The organism is Ferrimonas sp. SCSIO 43195 (assembly GCF_023716685.1).
In the GTDB taxonomy this organism is placed as follows: Bacteria; Pseudomonadota; Gammaproteobacteria; order Enterobacterales; family Shewanellaceae; genus Ferrimonas; species Ferrimonas kyonanensis.
This window is the reverse complement of the sequence record NZ_CP072679.1, coordinates 2,420,348-2,441,854: the sequence shown is the minus strand read 5'-3', so window position 1 is coordinate 2,441,854 and position 21,507 is coordinate 2,420,348. Positions and strand designations below refer to the sequence as shown.

At 58.1% G+C, this 21,507-nt stretch carries 14 protein-coding genes and 2 tRNA genes; 5 read left to right on the top strand and 11 right to left on the bottom strand.

All coding sequences use genetic code 11. The features are described from left to right. Positions 1-314 precede the first annotated feature (314 nt). Both J8Z22_RS11525 and J8Z22_RS11520 read right to left on the bottom strand, forming a co-directional pair. Positions 315-1,799, bottom strand: coding sequence for a VWA domain-containing protein (locus J8Z22_RS11525; RefSeq protein WP_051252643.1), 1,485 nt, complete (start codon positions 1,797-1,799; stop codon positions 315-317). A 1-nt stretch (position 1,800) separates the two neighbouring features. Next, positions 1,801-3,402 (bottom strand): AAA family ATPase, encoded by a 1,602-nt coding sequence (locus J8Z22_RS11520; protein WP_252006507.1) that lies wholly within the window; start codon positions 3,400-3,402, stop codon positions 1,801-1,803. A 297-nt stretch (positions 3,403-3,699) separates the two neighbouring features. On the opposite strand from J8Z22_RS11520, the gene J8Z22_RS11515 reads away from it, so the two are divergent. The 3 genes from J8Z22_RS11515 (at position 3,700) to dauA (ending at position 9,591) form a co-directional block, all read left to right on the top strand. Further along, positions 3,700-4,095 carry an SWIM zinc finger domain-containing protein gene (locus tag J8Z22_RS11515; RefSeq protein ID WP_252006505.1) on the top strand — a complete coding sequence of 132 codons (396 nt, stop codon included), beginning with the start codon at positions 3,700-3,702 and terminating at the stop codon, positions 4,093-4,095. A gap of 205 nt (positions 4,096-4,300) precedes the next feature. Beyond that, positions 4,301-7,639 carry an EAL domain-containing protein gene (locus J8Z22_RS11510; RefSeq protein ID WP_252006503.1) on the top strand — a complete coding sequence of 1,113 codons (3,339 nt, stop codon included), beginning with the start codon at positions 4,301-4,303 and terminating at the stop codon, positions 7,637-7,639. A gap of 230 nt (positions 7,640-7,869) precedes the next feature. Continuing rightward, positions 7,870-9,591, top strand: coding sequence for a C4-dicarboxylic acid transporter DauA (dauA, locus tag J8Z22_RS11505; RefSeq protein ID WP_252006502.1), 1,722 nt, complete (start codon positions 7,870-7,872; stop codon positions 9,589-9,591). 1 nt (position 9,592) lies between these two features. On the opposite strand, the gene J8Z22_RS11500 is transcribed toward dauA, so the two are convergent. The 8 genes from J8Z22_RS11500 to J8Z22_RS11465 form a co-directional block, all read right to left on the bottom strand. Further along, positions 9,593-10,453: a WYL domain-containing protein gene (locus J8Z22_RS11500; protein ID WP_035415788.1), complete on the bottom strand. Its 861-nt coding sequence runs from the start codon at positions 10,451-10,453 to the stop codon at positions 9,593-9,595. A gap of 60 nt (positions 10,454-10,513) precedes the next feature. Then, positions 10,514-11,251 (bottom strand): 5-oxoprolinase subunit PxpA, encoded by a 738-nt coding sequence (gene pxpA, locus J8Z22_RS11495; RefSeq protein ID WP_252006500.1) that lies wholly within the window; start codon positions 11,249-11,251, stop codon positions 10,514-10,516. Beyond that, on the bottom strand, positions 11,241-12,161 hold the full coding sequence (locus tag J8Z22_RS11490; protein ID WP_252006499.1) for a biotin-dependent carboxyltransferase family protein: 921 nt from the start codon (positions 12,159-12,161) through the stop codon (positions 11,241-11,243). Before J8Z22_RS11490 ends, pxpA begins: the two co-directional genes overlap by 11 nt. Further along, entirely contained in the window at positions 12,154-12,828 is a 675-nt protein-coding gene (locus tag J8Z22_RS11485; RefSeq protein ID WP_252006497.1) for an allophanate hydrolase subunit 1, read from the bottom strand. The genes J8Z22_RS11490 and J8Z22_RS11485 overlap by 8 nt, the downstream gene beginning before the upstream one ends. 70 nt (positions 12,829-12,898) lie before the next feature. Then, positions 12,899-14,977, bottom strand: a complete 2,079-nt coding sequence (locus J8Z22_RS11480; RefSeq protein WP_252006496.1) for a UvrD-helicase domain-containing protein — start codon at positions 14,975-14,977, stop codon at positions 12,899-12,901. Positions 14,978-15,071: 94 nt separating this feature from the next. Then, on the bottom strand, positions 15,072-17,177 hold the full coding sequence (gene ovoA, locus J8Z22_RS11475) for a 5-histidylcysteine sulfoxide synthase (RefSeq protein ID WP_371877963.1): 2,106 nt from the start codon (positions 17,175-17,177) through the stop codon (positions 15,072-15,074). A 196-nt stretch (positions 17,178-17,373) separates the two neighbouring features. Next, a tRNA-Val gene (locus J8Z22_RS11470) sits at positions 17,374-17,450 on the bottom strand. A gap of 5 nt (positions 17,451-17,455) precedes the next feature. Next, positions 17,456-17,532 (bottom strand) — tRNA-Val (locus J8Z22_RS11465). Positions 17,533-17,702: 170 nt separating this feature from the next. Between J8Z22_RS11465 and J8Z22_RS11460 the strand changes: the two genes are divergently transcribed. Continuing rightward, the gene (locus J8Z22_RS11460) at positions 17,703-18,701 is read left to right on the top strand and encodes a 2-hydroxyacid dehydrogenase (protein WP_252006494.1); all 999 of its coding nucleotides are present in this window, start codon (positions 17,703-17,705) and stop codon (positions 18,699-18,701) included. Between the two features lie 97 nt (positions 18,702-18,798). On the opposite strand, the gene J8Z22_RS11455 is transcribed toward J8Z22_RS11460, so the two are convergent. Further along, a complete protein-coding gene (locus J8Z22_RS11455) occupies positions 18,799-19,815 on the bottom strand; it encodes an AraC family transcriptional regulator (protein ID WP_028112909.1) in 1,017 nt (338 codons plus the stop codon). Positions 19,816-19,960: 145 nt separating this feature from the next. Here J8Z22_RS11455 and J8Z22_RS11450 point away from each other — a divergent pair, with 145 nt between their 5' ends. Further along, entirely contained in the window at positions 19,961-21,460 is a 1,500-nt protein-coding gene (locus J8Z22_RS11450) for an NAD(P)/FAD-dependent oxidoreductase (RefSeq protein ID WP_252006493.1), read from the top strand. Positions 21,461-21,507 lie beyond the last annotated feature (47 nt).

Genomic DNA, 21,507 nt, shown 5'->3' with positions numbered 1-21,507 from the left:
TCCCAAGGATAGGACCTTGTTATCCCGGCGGTCTCCTGATGTCCGGTTCCGTGTCACTGTCGGTGCGGCCGCCGGATTGGTGCACTGACAATGACGGTCGTGTTAACGACCTGGTTGAATGACTTCCTGACTCACACAACCGACAAGCTAGATAATCATTACAGAAATTTCAGCGAGCTTCCACAAGCTGCCAGGATAAGTGCGGTTTCGAGAGGGGCGCTGAATTGTGGCGAACCGGTTGGCAAGGGCTGCGCTTAAACCGGTGTAATCAAGGTGACAAGCAGCGGCAATTGCAACCGCTGCCAGTGGTTGGCTCAAGCGGAACCTTGGATCGTGGTAAGGGCCATGGCGATGTCGTGATCCAGTTCGGCGTCGGCGCGGTGATCCCGCAGCCGTTCGATGATGTCGCCCTGGTCTGCCAAATACTGCCACTGGCAGTCAAACAGGGTCTGAAAATGGGATTGGTTCAGTTGTTCGCCGATCACCACCGAGTAGAATCGGTTGCCACATCGGCGTTGTTCGCCCATGGCGGTGAGGGTGGCGGCCGGTAACTCCGCCAGTACGAAGTCTGAGATCACCACCATATCGGCATTGCGGTAGTCATCCCGGTTGAGCACCTCCAGCGCCACATCAATGGCCGGTGCCACGTCGGTGCCGCCGTGGAAAGAGCGGGTCAGGAATCCCAGCAGCTTCGGCAAGGCGTGGTCGTCAGACAGGTTCAGGGTCTCGATGTCGGTGGAGAAGTTGACCAGAAAGCACTTGCGCTGACCCGATCGACCGGTGGCGGCCAGAAACAATGCCAGCGCCTTGGCCACCTTTTCCGGCTGGCCTTGCATCGACAGGCTGCTGTCGACGCAGATCACCATGGGCCCAAGGTTGTCCTCGGTGGAGACTGGCCGCAGTTCATCCACATTGACCCAGGTTCGTTCCGGTTGCCAGCCGCGCATTTCAAAGGTTTGAAGTTGCCGTTCCAGGTATTTGAGGTCAAACAGCAATGCGGTGTCTTCCTCCCCCAACAGGGCCAGTTCCGACGGCAGGGTCTGGCTCAGCTGCTGGTCTAACCTAAGCCCCACCAACTCCTCTTTGGCGGGGGCATTGGGGCAATTAACCTCTCGCAGGCGCCGCACACTGACCGTTTCGTAGTGGGTAGAGTAACTGGGTTTTCTTTGCTTGCCGATGCGATGGCACAGGTCCAGCACCCCGGGGGTGTTGGCCAGGTAGTCGCACCAACGTTTCAACGTCTCGACGTCATCCTGGCACAATTGACCGGCACTGAAGTCCACCAGAAATCCGGGTTCCAGTCCGAGGCGCTCGAAATTGCGGCTTAACTCAATCAGGGTGTCGAGCCAGGCCTTTAACTGGGCCAGCATCTCCGTACGCAGCAGGGCCAGTCGATCCAGTTCCCACTTGGCTTCGCTGCGCTCCAGTTGTTTTCGCCAATCCCGCAGCAACAACCGCCGGATCAAAGTAGCGGATTCCGGGTGTTGCGTGGCGCGGCGCATCTGCCCCTGCCAGAACCCCGGGTTGGCCGGCAGTTTCAGGCTGGAGAGGCAGTCGCGGTACGCCTGCCAGTCCTGCTGCAAGGCGGCAACGGTGTTGGCATTGTCATCCAGTTGCTGTTCGGACAGCAGCAGTTGCTGATAGAACGGGCCATAGGGGGACTCCTCCTCCAGCGTTTGCCGGGCGGTGGCTTCCAGTTTATCCAGCGTGGCTGCCAACTGGGCATTGAGGGTCGGCGACGCCGCCAGGATGCTGGCGTAGCTGTGCTCGATGCTCTGTTGCAGCGCTTCGGTGATCATATCAGTGACTCAGTTCCTGCAGCTGTTGGCATTTCATGATGTTCAGCTCCAGATCCCCCAGTTGTTGTAACAGACCGCAGTGTACAACGTCGGTCTCCGCTTCTGTAACAAATGGCGACACATGGTTGTGCTGATAGTGCTGTTGAAATTCGGTGACCTCGGCCAGGGTACGGGTCAGCAATTGATGGCTGTTGTCCAGTTCGCTCAGCAGCTGGTTCAGGGCGGCCTCGTCGCGTTTTTCGCGGCGCTCGCCCTGACGAAACTTCACCGTCGGTTTGAAGCGGTTGACCACGTAGGCGTTGCTGTCGAAATTGCCGCTGTCGTTGTATTTAATGTCCATGGCACCGTGTTCATCGAATCGGCACTGAACGGTTTCCATCGCCTTGCCCAGAGTATCCATGGGGTGGAACGGCCGGGGCGACTTCATCTGTTCCTGATGGACGTAGAAATCCAGATACACCGGTTCGCGACGCGCCAATCCGTGTTGGTAGGTGGCCATCGCCTTGACGTAAAAGAAGTTGGATTGATTCTTACGTTGCCGCTCCTCGCTGCCGCCAAAGAAGTACTGTTGAGGATAGAAATCCACGGTTTCGTACACATCCTCCTGATGGAACAGCAGGGTGTGCAGCGCGGTTTCCCAGTCGTCGATCTGCTGATACAACTCGCTGATGGCGGCCGCCTGCGGGCAGCCTAGGGCAAAGATGGCGTCGTGGACCAGTTTTACCGCTTTGGGATGATCCTCCTCCTGAGCCCACAGGCAGTGCTTGAGTAACAGGGCATCACTGAGGTTGGTGTGGTCTCTATCGTTAAAGAAGGCCGATGCCTTGAGCAGCATGGCGGCCCGTTGCCAGCGCCGATCCGACACATACAGCCCCAGGGCTTCGGCTTGCTCCTGCAGTTGCTGCTTGAGAATTTTGATCACTCCCAGACAGTCGTCGGACAGCTGCACCTGGTGAAGTTGCTGTTGCCACTCGAGCCATTCGCCATTGCTGATTTTGAGCTCCGGGGCGATGTCTACCTCGGCCGATACCGGTCGACTTTGCAACAGGGAAGCAAAGTTGTCCCACTGACTGGTGGGCTGGGCCATGAGTCGAATCAAGAAGCGGTCGTACAAGGCGTCCAGGCCCTGATCCGGCTCAGGAACTTCGTTGGAGGCGGCAATCAGGGCTTTCAGGGGCACAGGTTCAATGTCATCGCCATTTCGGAACAGGCGCTCGTTAATCAGGGTCAGCAGGGTATTGAGGATGGCCGGGCTGGACTTCCAAATCTCATCCAGGAACGCAAAATCCACCGTCGGCAGGTAGCCCTGTGTCTTGCGGTGGTACTGATCCTGCTTCAGGGCCTGAATGGACACCGGCCCAAACACCTCTTCCGGAGTGGAAAAGCGATTCATCAAACACTCGAAGTAGCTGTCGTGATTGAACGCCGACGCGATGCGCCGGGCCAACAGGCTTTTGGCGGTGCCCGGAGGCCCGTACAGGAAGGTGTTCTGGCCGGTCAGCGCGCCGAGCAGGGCGATGGCGACCGTCTGTTCCCTTTCCTGTAAGCCCTGACTCAGAGTATCGATGAGTGATTGAATTCGTTGTCGTTTACGCTCTGGCATCGAGGGAACTCCCGGTTAAACGCCATGGTAGTTATTGGATCATCATACCCGCGGGCCAGGGGTAAACTTAGTCTCGGTCATGGTTGTTGTGAAGCGCATCACTAATTGCCGAGCGGGGTTCAACTTGCTGGCAGGGGGTGCGGTTAGGGGTGAAGCGCAAAACCCGCCTGAGTCCTTGCCCCCAAAGGGCAACCCGGTGGAATGTTATCGCCCGTCGACAAGCCGTATGATTTGCGCTTAGTAAACGCGGGCCTTGCCGGGTGATTTTTGGTTTAATTAGCTGAACGAGGAGGGAATATGGACTTTACGATTCTGGAGCAGTTGGCCGGCCATCGCAGTGCGGTGCGGGGTCAGAACTACTTTAACGAGGGCCGGGTGACTCAGGTTACCCGCGTTGGCGATCAGGTGGTCGGTGTGGTTGAGGGAAGGGAGCGCTACTCGGTGACGCTGAGCCTGGAGAAGGGAGTCATCGACGGCGAGTGCTCCTGTCCGGCGTCGGAACACAGTGAGTTTTGTAAGCATTGCGTCGCCGTGGCCCTGGCATTGTCTGCGCAGCAACAGGCACCGTCATGGTTGGTCGCACATCTGAAGCGATTAAAAAAGGCGCAGTTGATTGAGGCGCTGATCAACGAGATTGCCGCCGATAGCCGCAAACTTAGCGCCTGGGAAAAGCGGATCAATACCCCAAAGTAGGGCATTGTCAGGCAAATCCGGGCCCTTTGGGCCAGTAAGGCCCAAGGCAGAGAGGGTTAATCTTCTGTGCATTAACCCGTTAAGTTTGGGTAATTCGCTAATTCAATTGAGCTGGAACCCCATGTTTAGTAGTGTTGCGCACACAACAAACGGATAACAAATGAGTCTGTCTGACTCCTGACTTGAATTTTGGGGATCTGAGTTCATGCCTCATCGCTTTCGCGCCCTGTGGGTGCCGCTGGCAATGGTGTTACTGCTGGTGGTCGCACTGACCTCCGCTGCCCGGGCTCAAACTGCCCCCTCGACCTTGCAGCAGCAAATGGTCGCCATGGCTGAGCAACTGCAAGCCCGGCTGAATAACAAGCGTTATCTGCTCGATGCCATCAGTCAGGTGGTTCGAAACAACCCACAACTGACGCCGGCTCAGTTTGATCAGGCCGCGCAGGAGCTGTTTGCCGGCAACGGCGATCTCACCGCCATTCAGTTGGCTCGTGACCTGGTGATCAGCCATACCTATCCTCTCAGCGGCAATGAAGCGACCATCGGTCATCACCTGCTCGATGATCCCAATCGTCGTGAGCAGACTCAACGGGCACTGGAAAGCAATCGCGCCACCCTGGCTGGCCCTTACCATCTGCGCCAGGGCGGCATCGGCTTCATCATGCGTCAGCCTATCTACCTGGATGCGGCTCAAACCCAGCTATGGGGACTGGCGGTGGTGGTGATGAGCTGGGACAAGATGGCGGAGCAGATTGGCCTCAAGGCGATGGAGAGCCAGTTTCAGTTCGCCATCCGTTCCCTGGCCAAAGATCAGAACGCGGTGGTGCTTGGCGACCGCAATTTGTTTGATGAGCCGCAGGCGTTCAAGCGAACCCTGAAGCTGGCCAATACCCAGTGGCAAATCAGCCTGAAGCCAAGGGAGCAGGTCTCCGCCAGTACTCTGGAAACCTGGGCCATCAGCCTGTTGCTGTTGTTTGGGTTGCTGTTGACCGCCGTGGCGATGGTGCGCCGTCAGGCCACCAGCTGGCACACGCCGGCGGCATTGGCGTCGGCGCTGATCTGCATCAGCGTTGCTGGCATCATCGCCTATCACCAAATGGAGCAACGCAACACCTTGCTGCAATCGGCTCGAGTGGCGGACCACGTTCGTCGGCTGATCTACCAACGTATTCAGGACAACCAGAATTACCTGTACCTGCTCAGCCAGGAATACCGCCAGAATCAGCTCAGTACCGACGAGTTTATTGAGCGCGGTGGCCGTTTTGTTACCGATCACCCGGAGCTGCTGAACATCAATTGGGTCAGCGCCGACCTGGTGATTCAGGAGGTGACGCCCCATAAGGGCAATGATCAGATTTTGGGGTTGGCCATCAGCCTGGATGCCCCGCTGGAGGCGGCGGTGACCGCCCGGGACACCCGCAGCCCCGCCCACACCCGGCTGTTTAAGAACATTCAGGGGAAGTACTCATTTGAAACCTGGTACCCCATCTATCGCGGCAACGAGTTTCAGGGGTTGTTTGCGGCGGTGTACGACGTATCGAGGCTGGTCAAGGCGGTGGTGCCGGCGTCGCTGGCATCAAACTACGCCATCTCCGTTGGCTTTCCCTCCCAGGGCAGTGAGCTGCACCTGGAGCGAGGCGTCGGGCGGGAGTTAGTGGTACCTGGCCATGGAACCCGGCTGCACGTTGCTGCCAGCGAAGCCCGGCTGCAACGGGAAACTCTATTGATGGTCATCGCGTGTTTCATCGTCGGTTGTGGCCTGTTTGCGGGCATTCGGGTGTTACAACGGTCCAATCAGCGCCTGGCCGAGCGTTTTGACGATCTGAGCCTGGCCCAAGAGGCGCTGTACCGGGAAAAGGAGTATTCGCAGATTACTCTCAATTCCATCGCCGACGGCGTCATCACCCTGGATAGGGAAGGGCGGGTACAGAGCCTGAATCGAACCGCGGAACGATTTTTGGTGTTGACCACCCCTGAGTCCAAAGGCCAGCCTCTGGCGCAGATTCTGACTCGAGCCAATGACAGTCAGGGGGCCCAGCCTCTGGCGGACAGTCTGACTCAGATGATGACCGAAACCCTGGGTGGTGGCGATCCGGGCCTGCTGCATGGTTCGCTTTCCCGGGGCAATAAGGTCTATTACCTGCAATGCAGTGCCAGTCGCATCGAGGTGTCCGGCCGCACCGAAGGGGTGGTGGTGGTGATGCATGACGTCACCCAGTTGACGGAACTGGCGTCAGAGTTGGAATACCAAGTCTGTCACGATAGCCTGACTGGCCTCATCAATCGCGCCGAGTTTGAGCGGCGCTGCACCCGGGCCTTGACTCAGGGCACTCACTATCTGCTGTACCTGGATCTGGATCAGTTCAAGCTGGTCAACGACACCTGTGGCCACCTGGCCGGCGATAAGCTGCTGATTCAGTTGTCGGGCATACTGCAGAGTAAAATGCCGGACAACGGCACCCTGGCTCGGCTCGGTGGTGACGAATTTGGGGTGCTGTTGACCCACTGTAGTGAGGCGCAGGCGATGACCATGGCCGAGACCATTCGGGTTACGGTCAAGGAGTTTCGATTCGTATCCCATGACAAGGTGTTTGAACTCGGTTGCAGCATCGGTGTGGTTCCTACTGGCGCAAGCAACGGCGATTATGACGCCACCCTGGCGCGGGCCGATCTGGCCTGCTACATCGCCAAGGACAGCGGCCGCAATCGCATCCACCTGTTTACCGATACCGATCACACCACCAGTCAGCGAGAGGGGGAGATGTCCTGGGCCAGCCAGCTCAAATCGGCCCTGGAGAACGACCGGTTCCTGTTGTATCAGCAGCCGATGATCGCCTTGTCGAGCCCCTCCAACGGCAAGACCAACTTTGAGGTGTTACTGCGACTCAAGAATGAACAGCAACAAACCGTCCCGCCCGGCGCCTTTATGCCGGCGGCGGAACGCTTCCACCTGGCCACCGCCCTGGATCGCCACGTGATTGAGCTGATCCTGTCTTTCCTTGAACAGCGACCGAAAGTACTGGAGGGCGTCGGCATCTGTTCCATCAACCTGTCGGGACAATCCATCAGCGATCCTGCTTTTACCGAGTTCCTCTGTGAGCGCCTCAACCGCTCAGCAGTGAAACCGCAGCAACTCTGTTTTGAGATCACCGAAACCGCCGCGGTCGCCAACCTGACCAAGGCCAGTGAGTTCATTCAGTCGTTGCGGGCCAAAGGGGTCAGTTTTGCCCTGGATGATTTCGGCTCCGGCATGTCCTCCTTTGGTTACCTCAAGGCGCTGCCGGTGAACTACTTGAAAATCGACGGCAACTTTGTCCGTGACATCGGCACCGATGCCCAGGACCGGGCGTTCGTCGAGGCGATTCACAACATCGGTCACTCCATGGGCATGGCCACGGTGGCCGAGTGCGTTGAAGATCCACAGACGCTGGCGTTGCTGGAGGCCATTGGGGTCAATTATGCGCAAGGGTTCGGTATTGCTACGCCTAAGCCACTCAATCAGTTGAAGTTACGAGATGCGACATTGGAGCAGGGGCTGACCTAACCACCACGGATGGCGGCCTTGAAGTCATCGACGTCGACACCGGGATCACATCAACGGCATAAATCCGAGCCTGAGCACGGGGCATGCAAAACTGTGCAGAGTGTCACAATGGGGTAGGGTCGCAGGGATTACACTAATCGGCCTTTCTGGTACTTCGCCCGTTTATTTGCCCTGCTCGCTGTCATGACCGGCGCCGCAAGGGGTAACGGGTTTCCTCATTGGAAGCAACTGTGTCACATCGAACTCACCTGTTCTCTCTCAGGCTGGGGCATGCGTTTATGGATGCCTGTGTCTCTTCTCCCTATGGCCGCCGTCAGGTCAGCCGCGATCTGCTGGCTGGGCTCACGGTCGGTATTATCGCGATTCCTCTGTCCATGGCGTTGGCCATCGCCAGTGGGGTGGCGCCGCAGTACGGTTTGTACACCGCCATCGTTGCCGGCATCGTCATTGCACTGACCGGGGGATGCCGCTACAGCATCAGCGGGCCGACGGCGGCCTTTGTGGTGTTGTTGGCTCCCATCTCGCAGCAGTACGGCCTCACCGGCTTGTTGGTGGCCACCATGATGTCTGGCCTTATCCTGATCATCATGGCGCTGCTGCGGCTGGGTCGACTGATTCAGTACATACCCGAATCTGTCACCCTGGGGTTCACTTCCGGCATTGCGGTGGTCATCGCCACCTTGCAGTTAAATGACTTTTTTGGCCTTAACCTGAGCGAACTGCCCCATGGCTTCGGTCAAAAAGTGGTGTCGTTGGCGACGGCATTGCCTCAATTGCACCTGCCAAGCCTGGCCGTTGGCGCGCTGACATTGGTGGTCATGTTGCTGTGGCCAAGACTCAAACTGCCGGTTCCGGCGCATCTGCCAGCGGTGTTGCTGGCGACCCTGGTGTGCTGGTGGTTGAATCAGGCCGGCATGGGCATTGAAACCATCGGCAGTCGCTTTCACTACCTGAATGCCGATGGCAGTCTGGGTCAGGGCATTCCCCCTGTGCCTCCGACGCTGGACTGGCCCTGGCACCGGGGCGGCGATGAAACCGCCATCAGTTGGTCACTGATTCAGTCGTTGTTGCCCTCCGCCATGGCCATCGCCATGTTGGGGGCCATCGAGTCGCTGCTGTGTGCGGTGGTGGTGGACGGCATGACCAACAGTCGCCACAGTGCCAACAGCGAATTGCTGGGGCAGGGGATCGGTAACCTGATCGCGCCGTTGTTTGGCGGCATCCCGGCAACCGCTGCCATCGCCCGCTCTGCGGCCAATGTCAAAGCCGGCGCCATCAGTCCGGTGTCGGCCGTGGTGCACAGCCTGCTGGTGCTGCTGGCACTGTTAGGGCTATCCAAAGCCCTGTCTTATTTGCCGATGCCGGCGATGGCCGCGCTGCTGCTGGTGGTGGCCTGGAACATGAGTGAAGCGCCCAAAGCGCTGGCGCTGATGCGGCGGGCGCCCGGCAGCGATGTGCTGGTGCTGTTGTGCTGCTTCTTGCTGACGGTGGCCTTCGATATGGTGGTCGCCATCAGCGCCGGCATGGTGTTAGCGGCATTGCTGTTTATGAAAGAGATTGCCGAGATGACCCGGTTGCACGACTTGAGTGACAACCGCCGCTACGTGGAGCAACCTTTACCCGCGGATTGGATCGCTCTGAAGATCAACGGGCCATTGTTTTTTGCCGCCGCCGATCGCATCTTTGCTGAGATTCGACTGCAATCCAGAGGCAAAACCGGGGTGATCTTGTTTATGAACGGGGTATCGGTCCTCGATGCCGGTGGGTTGTCGGCATTGAACCGCTTGGTTGAGGAGTGCCGCCTTAACGGCACCCGCCTGGTGATTACCGACTTGCAGTTTCAGCCGATGAAGGCATTGGCCAAGGCCGGGGTCAGCCCCATCGACGGCGTACTGACCTTTATGCCGGTGCTGTCTGATGCGGTAAATGCCGCTTGCGCAACCCGGCGCTGATTCAGGAGTCGGCCGGTGCTGGCACCGGCCGACGGTCACTCACGACCAGTAACTGACTGTTGGGATCAAAACCTTGAATCGGGGTGGAGATCTGCAACCGGCGCAGATGGTAGTCTGCCAGGGCTTTACGACAGGTGATGCTTAAGCTGCCCGCTTCCATGCCGTAATCGATGGCAATGACCTCCTGCTGCGCCGCCGAGAAAATGGGGTTGGGCTCGATGGTCAGCGTCAGCCACTGATTCCACTCTACGTCGCATTGTTGCCCCTGCTCGCTTCGGTACAACAGCTTGGGCACGCCTCGAATTCGGCTCAGTACCAAATCCAGATAGCGTTTGTGCTGTTCGCAATAGCCGCGTAAATGCCAGCGAAAGCCGTCGTGCACCAGGGTGTGCGGAACGAACAGGCGTTCGTTGACCTGGCCGGTGGCGATGGAGGCGTACTGGACTTTAACCCGGGTTGCTCCCTTTGCCGCCGTCAGCAACAGCCGCACTACGGCAGGATCCACATAGCGCTCGGGCATGGCCACCAACTCGGTGGCGGCCCGGTTCAGGGCCAACAATTCGAAACCACTGCGCTGCAGCAGTTGCTGTTCCGCCAGCAACTGCAGGTACTCACCAAATTCGCCTTGACTGAACCTGGGTTTGAAATAGGCGCTGGGCTTGTAGCCTTTGAGTCGAGTATCGTATTTCAAGGCCGTCGGCGCCAGACTCAGGTAGCGGTTAATGTCTCTGGAGGCTTGTTGCCGGCCCATGCCGAAACTCTGGCACAGGTGTTTGGTGGTCAGGCGGCCCTCCCACAGGGCGATGATCTCGATGTGGCGAAATCGCAGCTGCTGATCCCATTTGATTTGTTGTCGGTCCATCGTATTGATTCAATAAGGCCTGTTCATAGATGTGACTATAAAGGCGACACATGCTGAAAATCAATCACAAGCTATTGAAAACCCCAAATTCGTGAGATATTGATGCGCCAGCATCGCCCGGTTCAATGCTTCCGGGTCGTCGCCGTGCAGGCACAGGCTGTCCACCCGCAGCGGAATCAGTCGACCCGACTGAGATTGAACCTGCCCCATTACCGCCAGGTGCTCCAGTTGGGTCACAATCTCATTCGGCTCCGTGAGGATGGCGTTGTCCTGGTGACGACTCACCAGGGTGCCGTCATCCTGATAGCGGCGATCAATAAACGCCTCTGCCAGCGTCGGCAGTCCGAAGCGCTGTGCCTCGGTAAGCAACCGGCTTCCAGACAAGCCCATCAGGGTCAGGGGCCGCTTGCCGGCAATAATCGCTCGGCATAATACACCGGCCAATTCATCGTCAAAGGCCGCCAGGTTGTACAGCGCACCGTGGGGCTTTACGTAGTGCAGCGCCACCTGATGGCTGCGGCAGATCTGCTCCAGATGACCGATTTGTTGCGCTAAGCTGAGCTGCAATTCGGTGGCATCCATGGCCATCGGCTGGCGACCAAAGTTAGCCCGATCGGGAAAGGACGGATGAGCGCCGATGCGGATTCGGTGTTTGACACACAAACGCACGGTTTCCTCCATGGTCGTTCGGTTGCCGGCATGGCCTCCGCAGGCGATGCTGGCAGAACTGACCCAGGGCAGCAGCGATTCATCGAAAGGAAAGCCTTCACCGATGTCGACATTGATATCAAGATGCATACAACCCCCATAGTAGCTGATGACGCCAGTGCTGATGTTTTGCCAGAGCCACCGCCGCTTGCGCCGAGGTAATGGCGCTGAGGCAACAGGCTTGACCGGGAACCAACTGCACCAACTTCGGCAGATCCGCCCTGGCCAAATAGCCGAGCAGTGGGTAGCCACCGGTAGTCTGGCAGTCTGCGGTCAGTATGATGGCGGTGTCGTCTGAAGGCCGTTGGATCGCCCCGGCAAACACCCCAACCGACGCATCGCCATAGCCCGAAGGCAAACCACTCTGGCATTGCAGCCGCACTCCCATTCTGCTGACGCTGGAGGAGAGTCGGCAGTCGAAGCGCGACGGCGTGTTCTCCGCCAGCCTGGAGCAGGGGATAAACCTTAAGGTGGCGTCATAGCCGGGAACCCGAATGCCCCGGTGGCGAGGCGGGTGGGTCGGCGATGGGCCAACCGGCAATCGATCGCCGTCCTGAAGCGCCCGGCCATTGAGCCCGCCGATCCCGGCTTGCAGGTCGGTGGCAACACTGCCAAGCTGCGGCGCCACCTCGACCCCGCCGGCGACGGCCAGGTAGCCGTACATGCCCTGACCGCTAGGTGTAAGCCTAAGCCGCTGTCCGGGTTCGAGTGAATAACGCCAATTCGGATACCAGGACTGCCGACGCCCTTCGGCGTCGCAGCACAGGGTGTGAGCCGGTCCACTGTAGGCGATCGCCAACGGGGAGTCCGACTCCAGCTCAAGCGACACCGGCGGAATCTCCAGTGCGGTGAGCGGACGACGGTTTCCGGCGACCGCATTGGCGGCTTCAAAGGCGATGCTGTCCATGGCGCCGGCGGTGGTAACGCCCAGATGACGCAAACCATGACGCCCCCGGTCCTGAAGGGTAACCAGTGGTCCGGCGCTGAGGATGTTAATCATGATGGCTTGCCTGTATGAACCGCACCTCATCGCCCGGTTGAATCCGCGCCGGCGGCGTCTGTGAGGCAGAAAACAGCGTCAGATCGGTTCGGCCGATGATGTGCCAGCCACCAGGGGAGGCCGCCGGGTAGACGGCGCAGTAATGGCTGGCCAGGGCCACACTGCCGGGTTCTACCCGCAGCCTAGGGGTCGAGCGCCTCGGCAGTTGCAATTTGGGATCCAGTCCCTCCAGGTAGGCAAATCCGGGTTGAAAGCCCACGAAGGCGGCCCAGTATTTGCCTTGGGTGTGACGCCGGATCAGCGTCTGTTGATCACAGCCGCACTGCTGGGCTACCCAGGCCAGATCCGGCCCCCACTCGCCGCCGTAACGGACTTCAATGAGGTGGGAGCGGTGCGAGGCGGAGGGCGACGGACACAGGGCAAGTTCGCCTGCAAGAAAGTCCTCAACACGGTTTTGGCAGCCGGGGTGGGTGCATTCGATGGCCAGGCTCTGGTCGCCGGCGACGGCCTCGGCAACCCAGGGGTGCGCCCGCAGCGTCTCTGCCAGGCTGATGAGACTCAACTGACACCATCGCTGATGGGACGGAACCACCGGCTGTGCCCAGCGGATCAGCAGGTGCAGTTCACTGAGTGGCTCGACTGTCAGGCTGTAGTCACACCGTTCCATGGGCAGCTGTCCGATTGATAGGGCCTAAGTATGACCCTATCAACGCACAGGTAAGAAGTCTAATTTACAATCAATTAGCCGTTGGTTTTGGTGGAGTTTCCATCAGTTCCCGCAGTTCCGTCACAAAGGGCCCGGGGTTAACGGGGTCGGTCACCAGGTACAGGTGGTCGCTGGCTCGAGTAAGGGCAACGTAGAACAGGCGCCGCTCCTCGGCGTGGGGGTAGGACTCTGCTGCTGCCAGCATCGCCTCTTTGGCGGGGTGGCTACGGCGGCTCGGCGGAAAACCGTGTTGGTCACCCGCCGGAATCAACAGCACCACAATGTCGGCTTGGCGGCCTTTGCTGGCGTGAACGCTGTCGCAACGAAAATGCAGTTGTGGGAACTGGTTTGCCAGGGCTGCTAGGCTGTTGGTATCGGGCAGCTGAAATTTAAATCGGGCCAGGAAATAGACACTTTGGCCCGATTTCACCCGCGAAGCGATGGCCTGAACCAGCTCGGTCAGCGGTTGTTGATTTGACACCAAGGTCAGCGACGGGGCGGTCGCTCGCTTGTGGGTCGTCATGGTTTTTGGCAACTGGGCCGGATTTTTACTGATGAAGGCGCTCGCCAGCCGGTTGAGGTGATCGTCAAAGCGAAACGTTTTATCCAACAAGGTGGTGGAGGTGGGGCCGAAAAAGTCACTGAAGCCCGTCATCAGGCTGACGTCACTGCCGCTGAATCGATAGATGGACTGCCAGTCGTCGCCGACAGCAAACAGGCTGCGGGCGTTACGGCTGAGGCTGCGTAGCAACATGGCCCGAGCACGGGAGATGTCCTGAAACTCATCCACCAGCAGATGACGCCACTCACTGGTAAATCGGCCACTGCGAACGGCCCGATGGGCCTGATCGATCATGTCGATGTAATCGATCTCATTATTGAGCCGAAGTTGGCGGTTGTAGGCCTCCAGCAGTGGAATAAGCAAGGGGGTCAACAGGTCGAGTTCCCGCCGGCTCACCGAGCCCAACCGGCCACGATGCCCCTTGAACTCCAGCAGCAGATCGGCCAACAGAGTCAGCAACCGTTTGACCGCGCCCTGCTGCTGCCAAAATAACAAGCGGGCGTTGAGATCCAAACCGCGGTTTTTCAGCTGCCGGTAAAGCGGCAATACGCCGGCATTTGGGTGCAGACTGGGATCCGACTCCAGTACTTTTACCGTCGCGCGTTTGAACTCGACCTGTTTCAGGCGAGTACTGATCTGCTCGGACACAAAGGACTGTCGTAAAGAGGCGCTGCCGGCCAGTGGCGACAGCGTCGGGGGGGCCTCGCTGGTCTGGCGAATAATGGCCAGCCCCAAGGCATGAAAAGTGGTGCAGGTCACGGCCTTGGCCCGTTGCCCAAGTCGCTTGGCCAGCCGCTCGGACAGCTCCTGCGCCGCTTGTTTGCCGTAGGCCAGGATCACGATCTCTTCGGCCCGGGCCTGGCCGCTTTCCAGCAGGTAGGCGACGCGACCGATCAGGGTTGAGGTCTTGCCGCTACCGGCACCGGCAATCACCAGGTTATGATCATTGTGGGTCACGCAGGCGATGCGCTGTTTGGGGGTCAGCGGGCTGGATTCGATGGTATCAAACAGCGCCTGGTAACGACGGCATTCGGTGTCGACACTGTGTTGGCGCAGCGCCCGTAACGTAGCCGGACTGGCGTCTGACAACTGCTGGATCAGGCCAAGGTCGCCGTGGTATTCCAATGCCAGATCGTCCTTGCTGAGGCTGTCCGGCCACATCGCTCGCATCTCGGCGGCGTCGGCAACCAGTTGCTGCCAGCGGGAGCAGGGCATGTACCCCGATTGCAGACAGGCGGTCAGAGAGGCAGCCTGGCGTTTTAGCAATGGTGCCCGGGCCGACAACCACAGGGCGTTGGTGGCAGTCAACCAGGCCTGAGCCTGACGTTTCGACAGCCAAAAATGGCGCTGTTCGGCGTTATCCGCCTCAATCCGTGCACTGGTAAAAAGCAGGCCACTGTCCAGTTGTACAGGGCGGGTTATCTGTTGCCATTGCAGTTGCTGGCGACGTTTGCCCTGAACCAGAGTTAACCCTGCCGTATCGGCGTGGATCTCCAGTGACGACAGCGACAGCAGGCGTCCTAAAAGTGTACGTTTGAGGGGCAACATGGCAGTCAGGCGGTCACGAACAGGGGCGGGAATTACACCCTAACCCCGGCCAGGGTGCAATGCCTGACCGGGTGACTGCCGACTAACTCCCCAGTTAGTTGCTAATTTTTCGCCAGATGCTCATTTGAGCCAGGGTGTGCTGGAATTTTCGTGCCGTTTCCCGAATGACGAACGGCACCTGGTGTTGTTGCAACAACTCAAACCGATGACCAAGAATCTCCTGCAATGCCTGGTCGGTGGTGTAATTTTCGCCATCCACCTTGAGCCCACCTAACCACTGTTCCCTGGGGGTAAACTCCTCCAGCCAGGTGTAAGGGCTGACGATCACCAACAGGCCGTCGTCATTGATGCGGGCCGGAATGGCATTGAGAAACTGCCTCGGATTGGCCAGACGATCGATTAGGTTTGACGCCAACACCAGATCATAGCCATCAAACTGGGGTTTGAGGTTGCAGGCGTCGCCTTGAACAAAGCGGACATTGGCCGGTGCCTCGGCGAAGTCCAGTTGACTCAGGGTGACCTGCTTGTAGTCCACCAGATCCCCCTCGCAGGCAACGGTGTAGCGTTTCTCACCCCGCTGCAGTAACTCATAGGCTTGCTGAATGAACCGAGCCGAGAAGTCGATGCCATCGACGTGCTCGAAGCGACGGGACAACTCCAGGCTGGCTCGACCAACGGAGCAGCCGATGTCCAGCGCTCTGCGCTGTTGTCGAATATGGGGAGTGATCAGATTGACGACGGTCTGGGGGAAGTTTGCCACATCGAAGTAGGTGGGGCCGTAATGAAACTCCAGATACTGGGCGATGAGGGCGTCGGTTTCATAGGTGTTGGTGTACTGAGTGTCAGACACTGGCTGATGAGAGATCACGTAGCGAAACCCCGCATGTTGATAGAAGTGACGACGAAAGGCGTAACGGGAATCGGCCAGGGCTTCGTTGCCGGTGGAGATCCAGGAGCCGCCTTTCATCAGGGTATGTTTGCCGTCGAACGTTGGGGTGGAAAAGTCGTCGTAAAGAGGGTGAACTTCAAAGCCACTGAACCCGTCGATGGCGGTTTCGGTCCACTGCCAGACGTTCCCCACCACATCGAAAATGCCATTGTGGTCGAACAGGTCCACCGGGCAGGAGGAGGCCCACTTATCCAGCAACAGGTTACCGGGAATCGTCGACCAGTTGGGGTTGTTGTCTTCCTGGCCCTGTCGCAGCTTCTGCCATTCCGCCTCGGTGGGCAGACGCAGAGGTTGCTTCAGCTGGGCCGCCTTCCAGTTACAAAACGCCTTGGCTTCGAGCTGATTCACCTCAACCGGCCAGTTCATCGGCAAGGGCACCAGCTCGGTGAGGTTGCGTTGCAGCCATTGCTCTCCCTGGCGCTGCCAGAACCTGGGATGGCGCGCGGCGGTGAATTTCAGCCAGGCCTGGCCTTCGTCGCACCAGTGTTGCTGTTGCAGGTAACCATCTGACTGGACGAATTCCAGAAACTCCTGGTTGGAAACCAGAAAACGGGACACCTGGAACGACTCCAGTTGCACTTGCTGACAACCATACTCGTTGTCCCAGCCATAGCTGTCGCGGTGGGGGCCCCGGCCCTGTGTCAGGGGACCGCCCTCGACTCTGATCATCGGATTGTCCGGGGCGATGCCGGTCAACGGGCAGGCCGGCCACTGAGGGTGAGGGCTGATGTGTTCGAGCGACAACTGCCGGATGATCACCGATGAGGTTTCCAGGTGAATGCGCTCGTGTTCGATGCCCATCAGAATCACCCAGGCCGGAGAGTCCGGAGTGATGGGCAGGGTCAAGGGCATGGTGTCGATGAAATGCAGCAGGGTGTCTTTTACCTGCTCTCGGTAACGGCGAACCTCTTGTACCCGCGGCCACTGATAGTGGCGCTCGTCCAGATCGTCCCAGGACATCTCGTCTACGCCAACGGCAAACATCGACTCAAACTTTGGGTTAATCCGCTGCGGCAGCCATTTTGCCAGGGTCAATTTGTTGATAAAGAAGGTGGCGGTATGGCCGAAGTAAAACACCAATGGGTGTCTTAGTGGCTCTGGCTTGAGGTAAAACGCGTCATCGTTGTTGATGACTTCAAACAGGGATTCGTACAACGCCCAGGTGGTGCGGAAATAGTCACTGAGCTCCTGGCGTTTTGAGTTGGTGTCGGTTCCGGAAAGGGACAGGGTCTGAGCATTCCGTTTCATCATTAGCAGTCCGTTTTTCTTTTGTAGTCAATACAGTGTAGCCAAAGTCGAGGCTGGCCCCGGGGCAGAGGATGACGCACCGATGAGACAGTGCCATGACAGTGGCCAAGTAGCAGACTACGGAAGAAACGGCTTGGGGATCAGAAAAGTGAGGCTATAGACGCAAAAAGCCCGTCTCAAGGACGGGCTTTTTGCAATTTGGTGCGTCTGAGTGGACTCGAACCACCGACTTCCACCATGTCAAGGTGACACTCTAACCAGCTGAGTTACAGACGCGAATTTGGTACACCTGAGTGGACTCGAACCACCGACCCCCACCATGTCAAGGTGGTGCTCTAACCAGCTGAGCTACAGGTGTATAGTCAAATACTGACCAAGCAGTACCGAACGGGTCGTAATACTAATGAGAGCAGGGTAGCATGGCAAGTAAAATTAAAACTGAAATGGCTGACCGCTTAATCCCTGCGCACTGCGACGGTGTGATATGGGCCATAATAAGCGTATTCCATTGCACCCGAGGACCCCAAAATGACCAAAGCCCGTATTGCCGTGTTCAGCAGTAAATCCTATGACAAGGATTCCATGAACGCCGCCAACAGCAACTATGGCTTCGAGCTGGACTTTTACAAAACCCAGTTGACCGCCAATACTGCAAAATTGGTGGAGGGCTACGATGCGATCTCCTGTTTCGTGAATGACATGGTTGATGTTGATGTGCTGTCACAGCTGGACAAAGCCAACATCAAGATGATCGCGCTGCGCTGCGCTGGCTTCAACAACATCGATCTGGAAGAAGCCAAGCGTCGCGGCTTTGTGGTCAGCCGGGTACCAGGCTATTCGCCGGAATCCGTAGCCGAACATGCGGTGGCCATGTTGCTGTGCCTCAACCGTAAACTGCACAAAGCGTACTCTCGAATCCGTGAACACAACTTTAACCTGGAGGGATTGCTGGGGTTCAACCTGTCCAGCAAAACCGTCGGCATCATCGGTACCGGTAAAATTGGCCAGGCTACCATTCGAGCCTTGAGTGGGTTTGGCTGTAAGATCCTGTGTCACGACCCCTATCCAACTGATGTGGTTACCGAACTCGGAGCCACCTATGTGGATCTGGATACTTTGTATGAGGAATCCGACGTCATCAGTCTCCACTGTCCGCTGACGCCGGAGAGCAATCATATGATCAATCGCGACGCCTTCGCCAAGATGAAGCCAGGCGTTATGTTGATCAACACCTCCAGGGGAGCGTTGGTGAATGCTTCTGACGCCATTGAGGCGCTCAAAAGCGGTAAGTTGGGCTATCTGGGCCTGGATGTGTACGAGCTGGAAGGGGATCTGTTCTTCCGTGACCTGTCCGGTCAGGTCATTCACGACGATGTGTTTGGGCTGTTGCTGAGCTACCCGAACGTGCTGGTTACCGGTCACCAGGGCTATTTCACCGACCTGGCGCTGGATCAGATTGCCGAGACCACCCTGGGCAACATCAAGGCGTACATGAAGGGCGAGACCACCGGCAACGAGGTGTTCTAACCCGGTAACACCGACCACGAGCGAGGCCTGGCGCCTCGCTTTTTTGTTTGCTTTTTATGGTTGCGACGGTTATCGGCTACCTGAAAGCGTGCACGGCCTATGGCTCAGTTCGGCGCAGCCGGGTCGGGGAATGACGCTGGCGGTAATGGGTCGGGCTTTCGCCGCTATAGCGCTTAAAGGCGTTGGAAAAATTGGCCGTTTCGCTGTAGCCGAGGCGGTCGGCGATGTCGTCGACTCGCTCTCCTTGTCTTAACATCTCACGCGCCTGTTCGACGCGGTGCCGATTCAGCAGTTGGCGGTAGCTGAGCTTATGTTGTGCCAATCGTCGCCGCATGGTGCGCTCGGCAATGCCCAACATCGACGCCATCTGCGACGCTGTTGGCATTTGAAACGGCTGCCGCTTCAGGTGAGCGTCGATTCGAGCGGCCAGATCATTGTTGGCCAGCGTCAGGCTTTGGGCCTGGCACCGGGCCAGGCAATCGGCAAAGGCCACTTGATCCCGATCCGGCATGGGCCGATCCAGCCATGCCAGGCTAAACCACATCTCGTTGCAGTGGTGATCAAAGGACACCGGGCAGCCAAAATGAGCCTGGTAGTCGACAGTGTCCTCGCTGCCGCGGTGATTGAGTTTTACCGCGATTGGGGCAAAGTCAGGCCCGAACAGCCCATCCGCCACCTGCTTGATGGCCGCCAGATCCCGATCGGAGAAAATTTGATGCAATCGCTGTTCATTCAGCGGCTGGCCGTGAAGGCGCAACTTTATCGCCTGGTCATCGCTGAGAAAATCGAAATCAAACAAGGTAAAAGTAAGGTTGGCGTATTTGCAGACCACATTGAGAGCGGCACGAAAATCCGGTGCCGCCAAGATGGCATAGCCGAGCACCCCGTAACTCTCGATACGAAACCCCTGTCCCAGTTTGAGGCCGATGCCCGGATCGTGTGACTTCTCAGCCAGTTGACGGTAGAAATCCACGTGTTGCCACCGCGAGATAGGGGTAGTCTCATTCTCAAGATCTTGGGCCGTCAGACCGACGTTGCGCAGCATCAGGTCAATATTCAGCCCCAGGGGCGCAACCGCGTCGATGGCGTTTCGAATCGCTTTAACACTGTCCATGTGTCCTCCTTGACTCCATTACCCTAGTTGCTTTGGCCGATAATCACAATGGCCGACCGCAGTGACCATTCCAATCCCGGCGACCACCGGTTAGCTTTGGTACCCGTTTGTGAACTGAAACCGGCTCTGGCCAAAAGGGACAATCATGACTCAAGGTGGCACCAAACCGCACACTACTGGTGAACAGAGGCAGCCTCGGGTGGTCATTGCCGGGGCGGGCATGACCGGCATTCTGACCGCCATCACGCTTCGGCAGGCGGGAATCCGCGATCTGCTGATTCTGGAAAAGCGCTCGAGCCTGGGCGGTACCTGGCGTGAAAATCGCTATCCTGGTGTGGCCTGTGATGTGCCGTCGCACTTCTACAGTTACTCCTTTGCACCGAACCCGGATTGGCAGCGCCGTTTTGCCAGCGGTGAAGAGATTCAGGCGTATTTTGAGCGAGTGTTTCACACCTATGGTCTGGGAACGGTAACCCGGTTTAACCAGCAACTGGTTCACAGTGAATACCGCCGCGGTCGCTGGCACTTAAAAACCGACTGCGGTCACACCTACCAGGCCGACTTTTTTGTCTGTGCCACCGGTATTCTTCATCATCCCTGCTACCCCAATATACGCGGACTGGATTCTTTTGAGGGCGCCTGCTTTCATACTGCCCGTTGGCCACAATCGGCACCGGTGGACGGCACCCGGGTCGGAGTGATCGGTACCGGCTCCACCGCCTGTCAGCTGATTCCGGCGCTGGCCGACCGGTCTCAGCACATCAGCGTGTTTCAGCGTACGCCGCAATGGATCATGAGGCTGAGTAACCCGGGTTTTGGCCCGACAACGAGACTGGCGCTGCGGCGGCTGCCATCGCTGCAACGCCTGGTACGCTGGAGCCACCAGTTGCTGCTGAGTCACCTGTTTTCAAAGGCGGTTATTGGTCGCAAGGTTCCCCACTGGATCATATCGACCCTGTGTAAGCTTAACCTGAAATTCAGTGTGCGAGACCCCGTATTGCGGCGAAAATTGACCCCGGATTACACCGTCGGTTGCAAACGGTTGATCATTAATTCCGAGTTCTATCGCGCCGTGCAGCGCGATACGGTGAGCCTGGAAACCGCCGCCATCCGCAAAGTGGTGCCCAAGGGGGTGGTCACCGACGACGGCAAATTGCACCGACTGGATACCTTGATACTGGCCACCGGTTTTCGCCCCTTTGAATTTATGCGACCCATGGTGGTCATCGGCGAGGGGGGCGTGACCATAGAACAGCAATGGCGCCATAAAGTTCAGGCCTACCGCTCGCTGTTGATCCCCGGTTTTCCCAATCTGTTCTTGATGCTGGGGCCCAACACGCCCATAGGCAACTTCTCCGTCATCGCCATGAGTGAAGTCCAGGTGAACTACCTGCTGCAGTTGATTCAACAATGGCAACAACGCCGGTTTGATGCCGTCAGCGCCCGCACCAGCGCCATGGAGGCGTTTAACCAAAGCCTAAAAGCCGGCATGAAAGGCACCGTCTGGTTAGGAGGGTGTCAGAGCTGGTATCTGGATAAGGACGGTGATCCGGCCATGTGGCCGTTCAGTTGGCAACGCTGGGTCGATGAGATGGCTGCGCCGCAGATGGATCACCTGCGGTTGCACCGGTACGGTAACGGCTAGCCTTACCGGTGCCCGGCGACCGCATCGGTGAGCGGTCGCCGGGCATG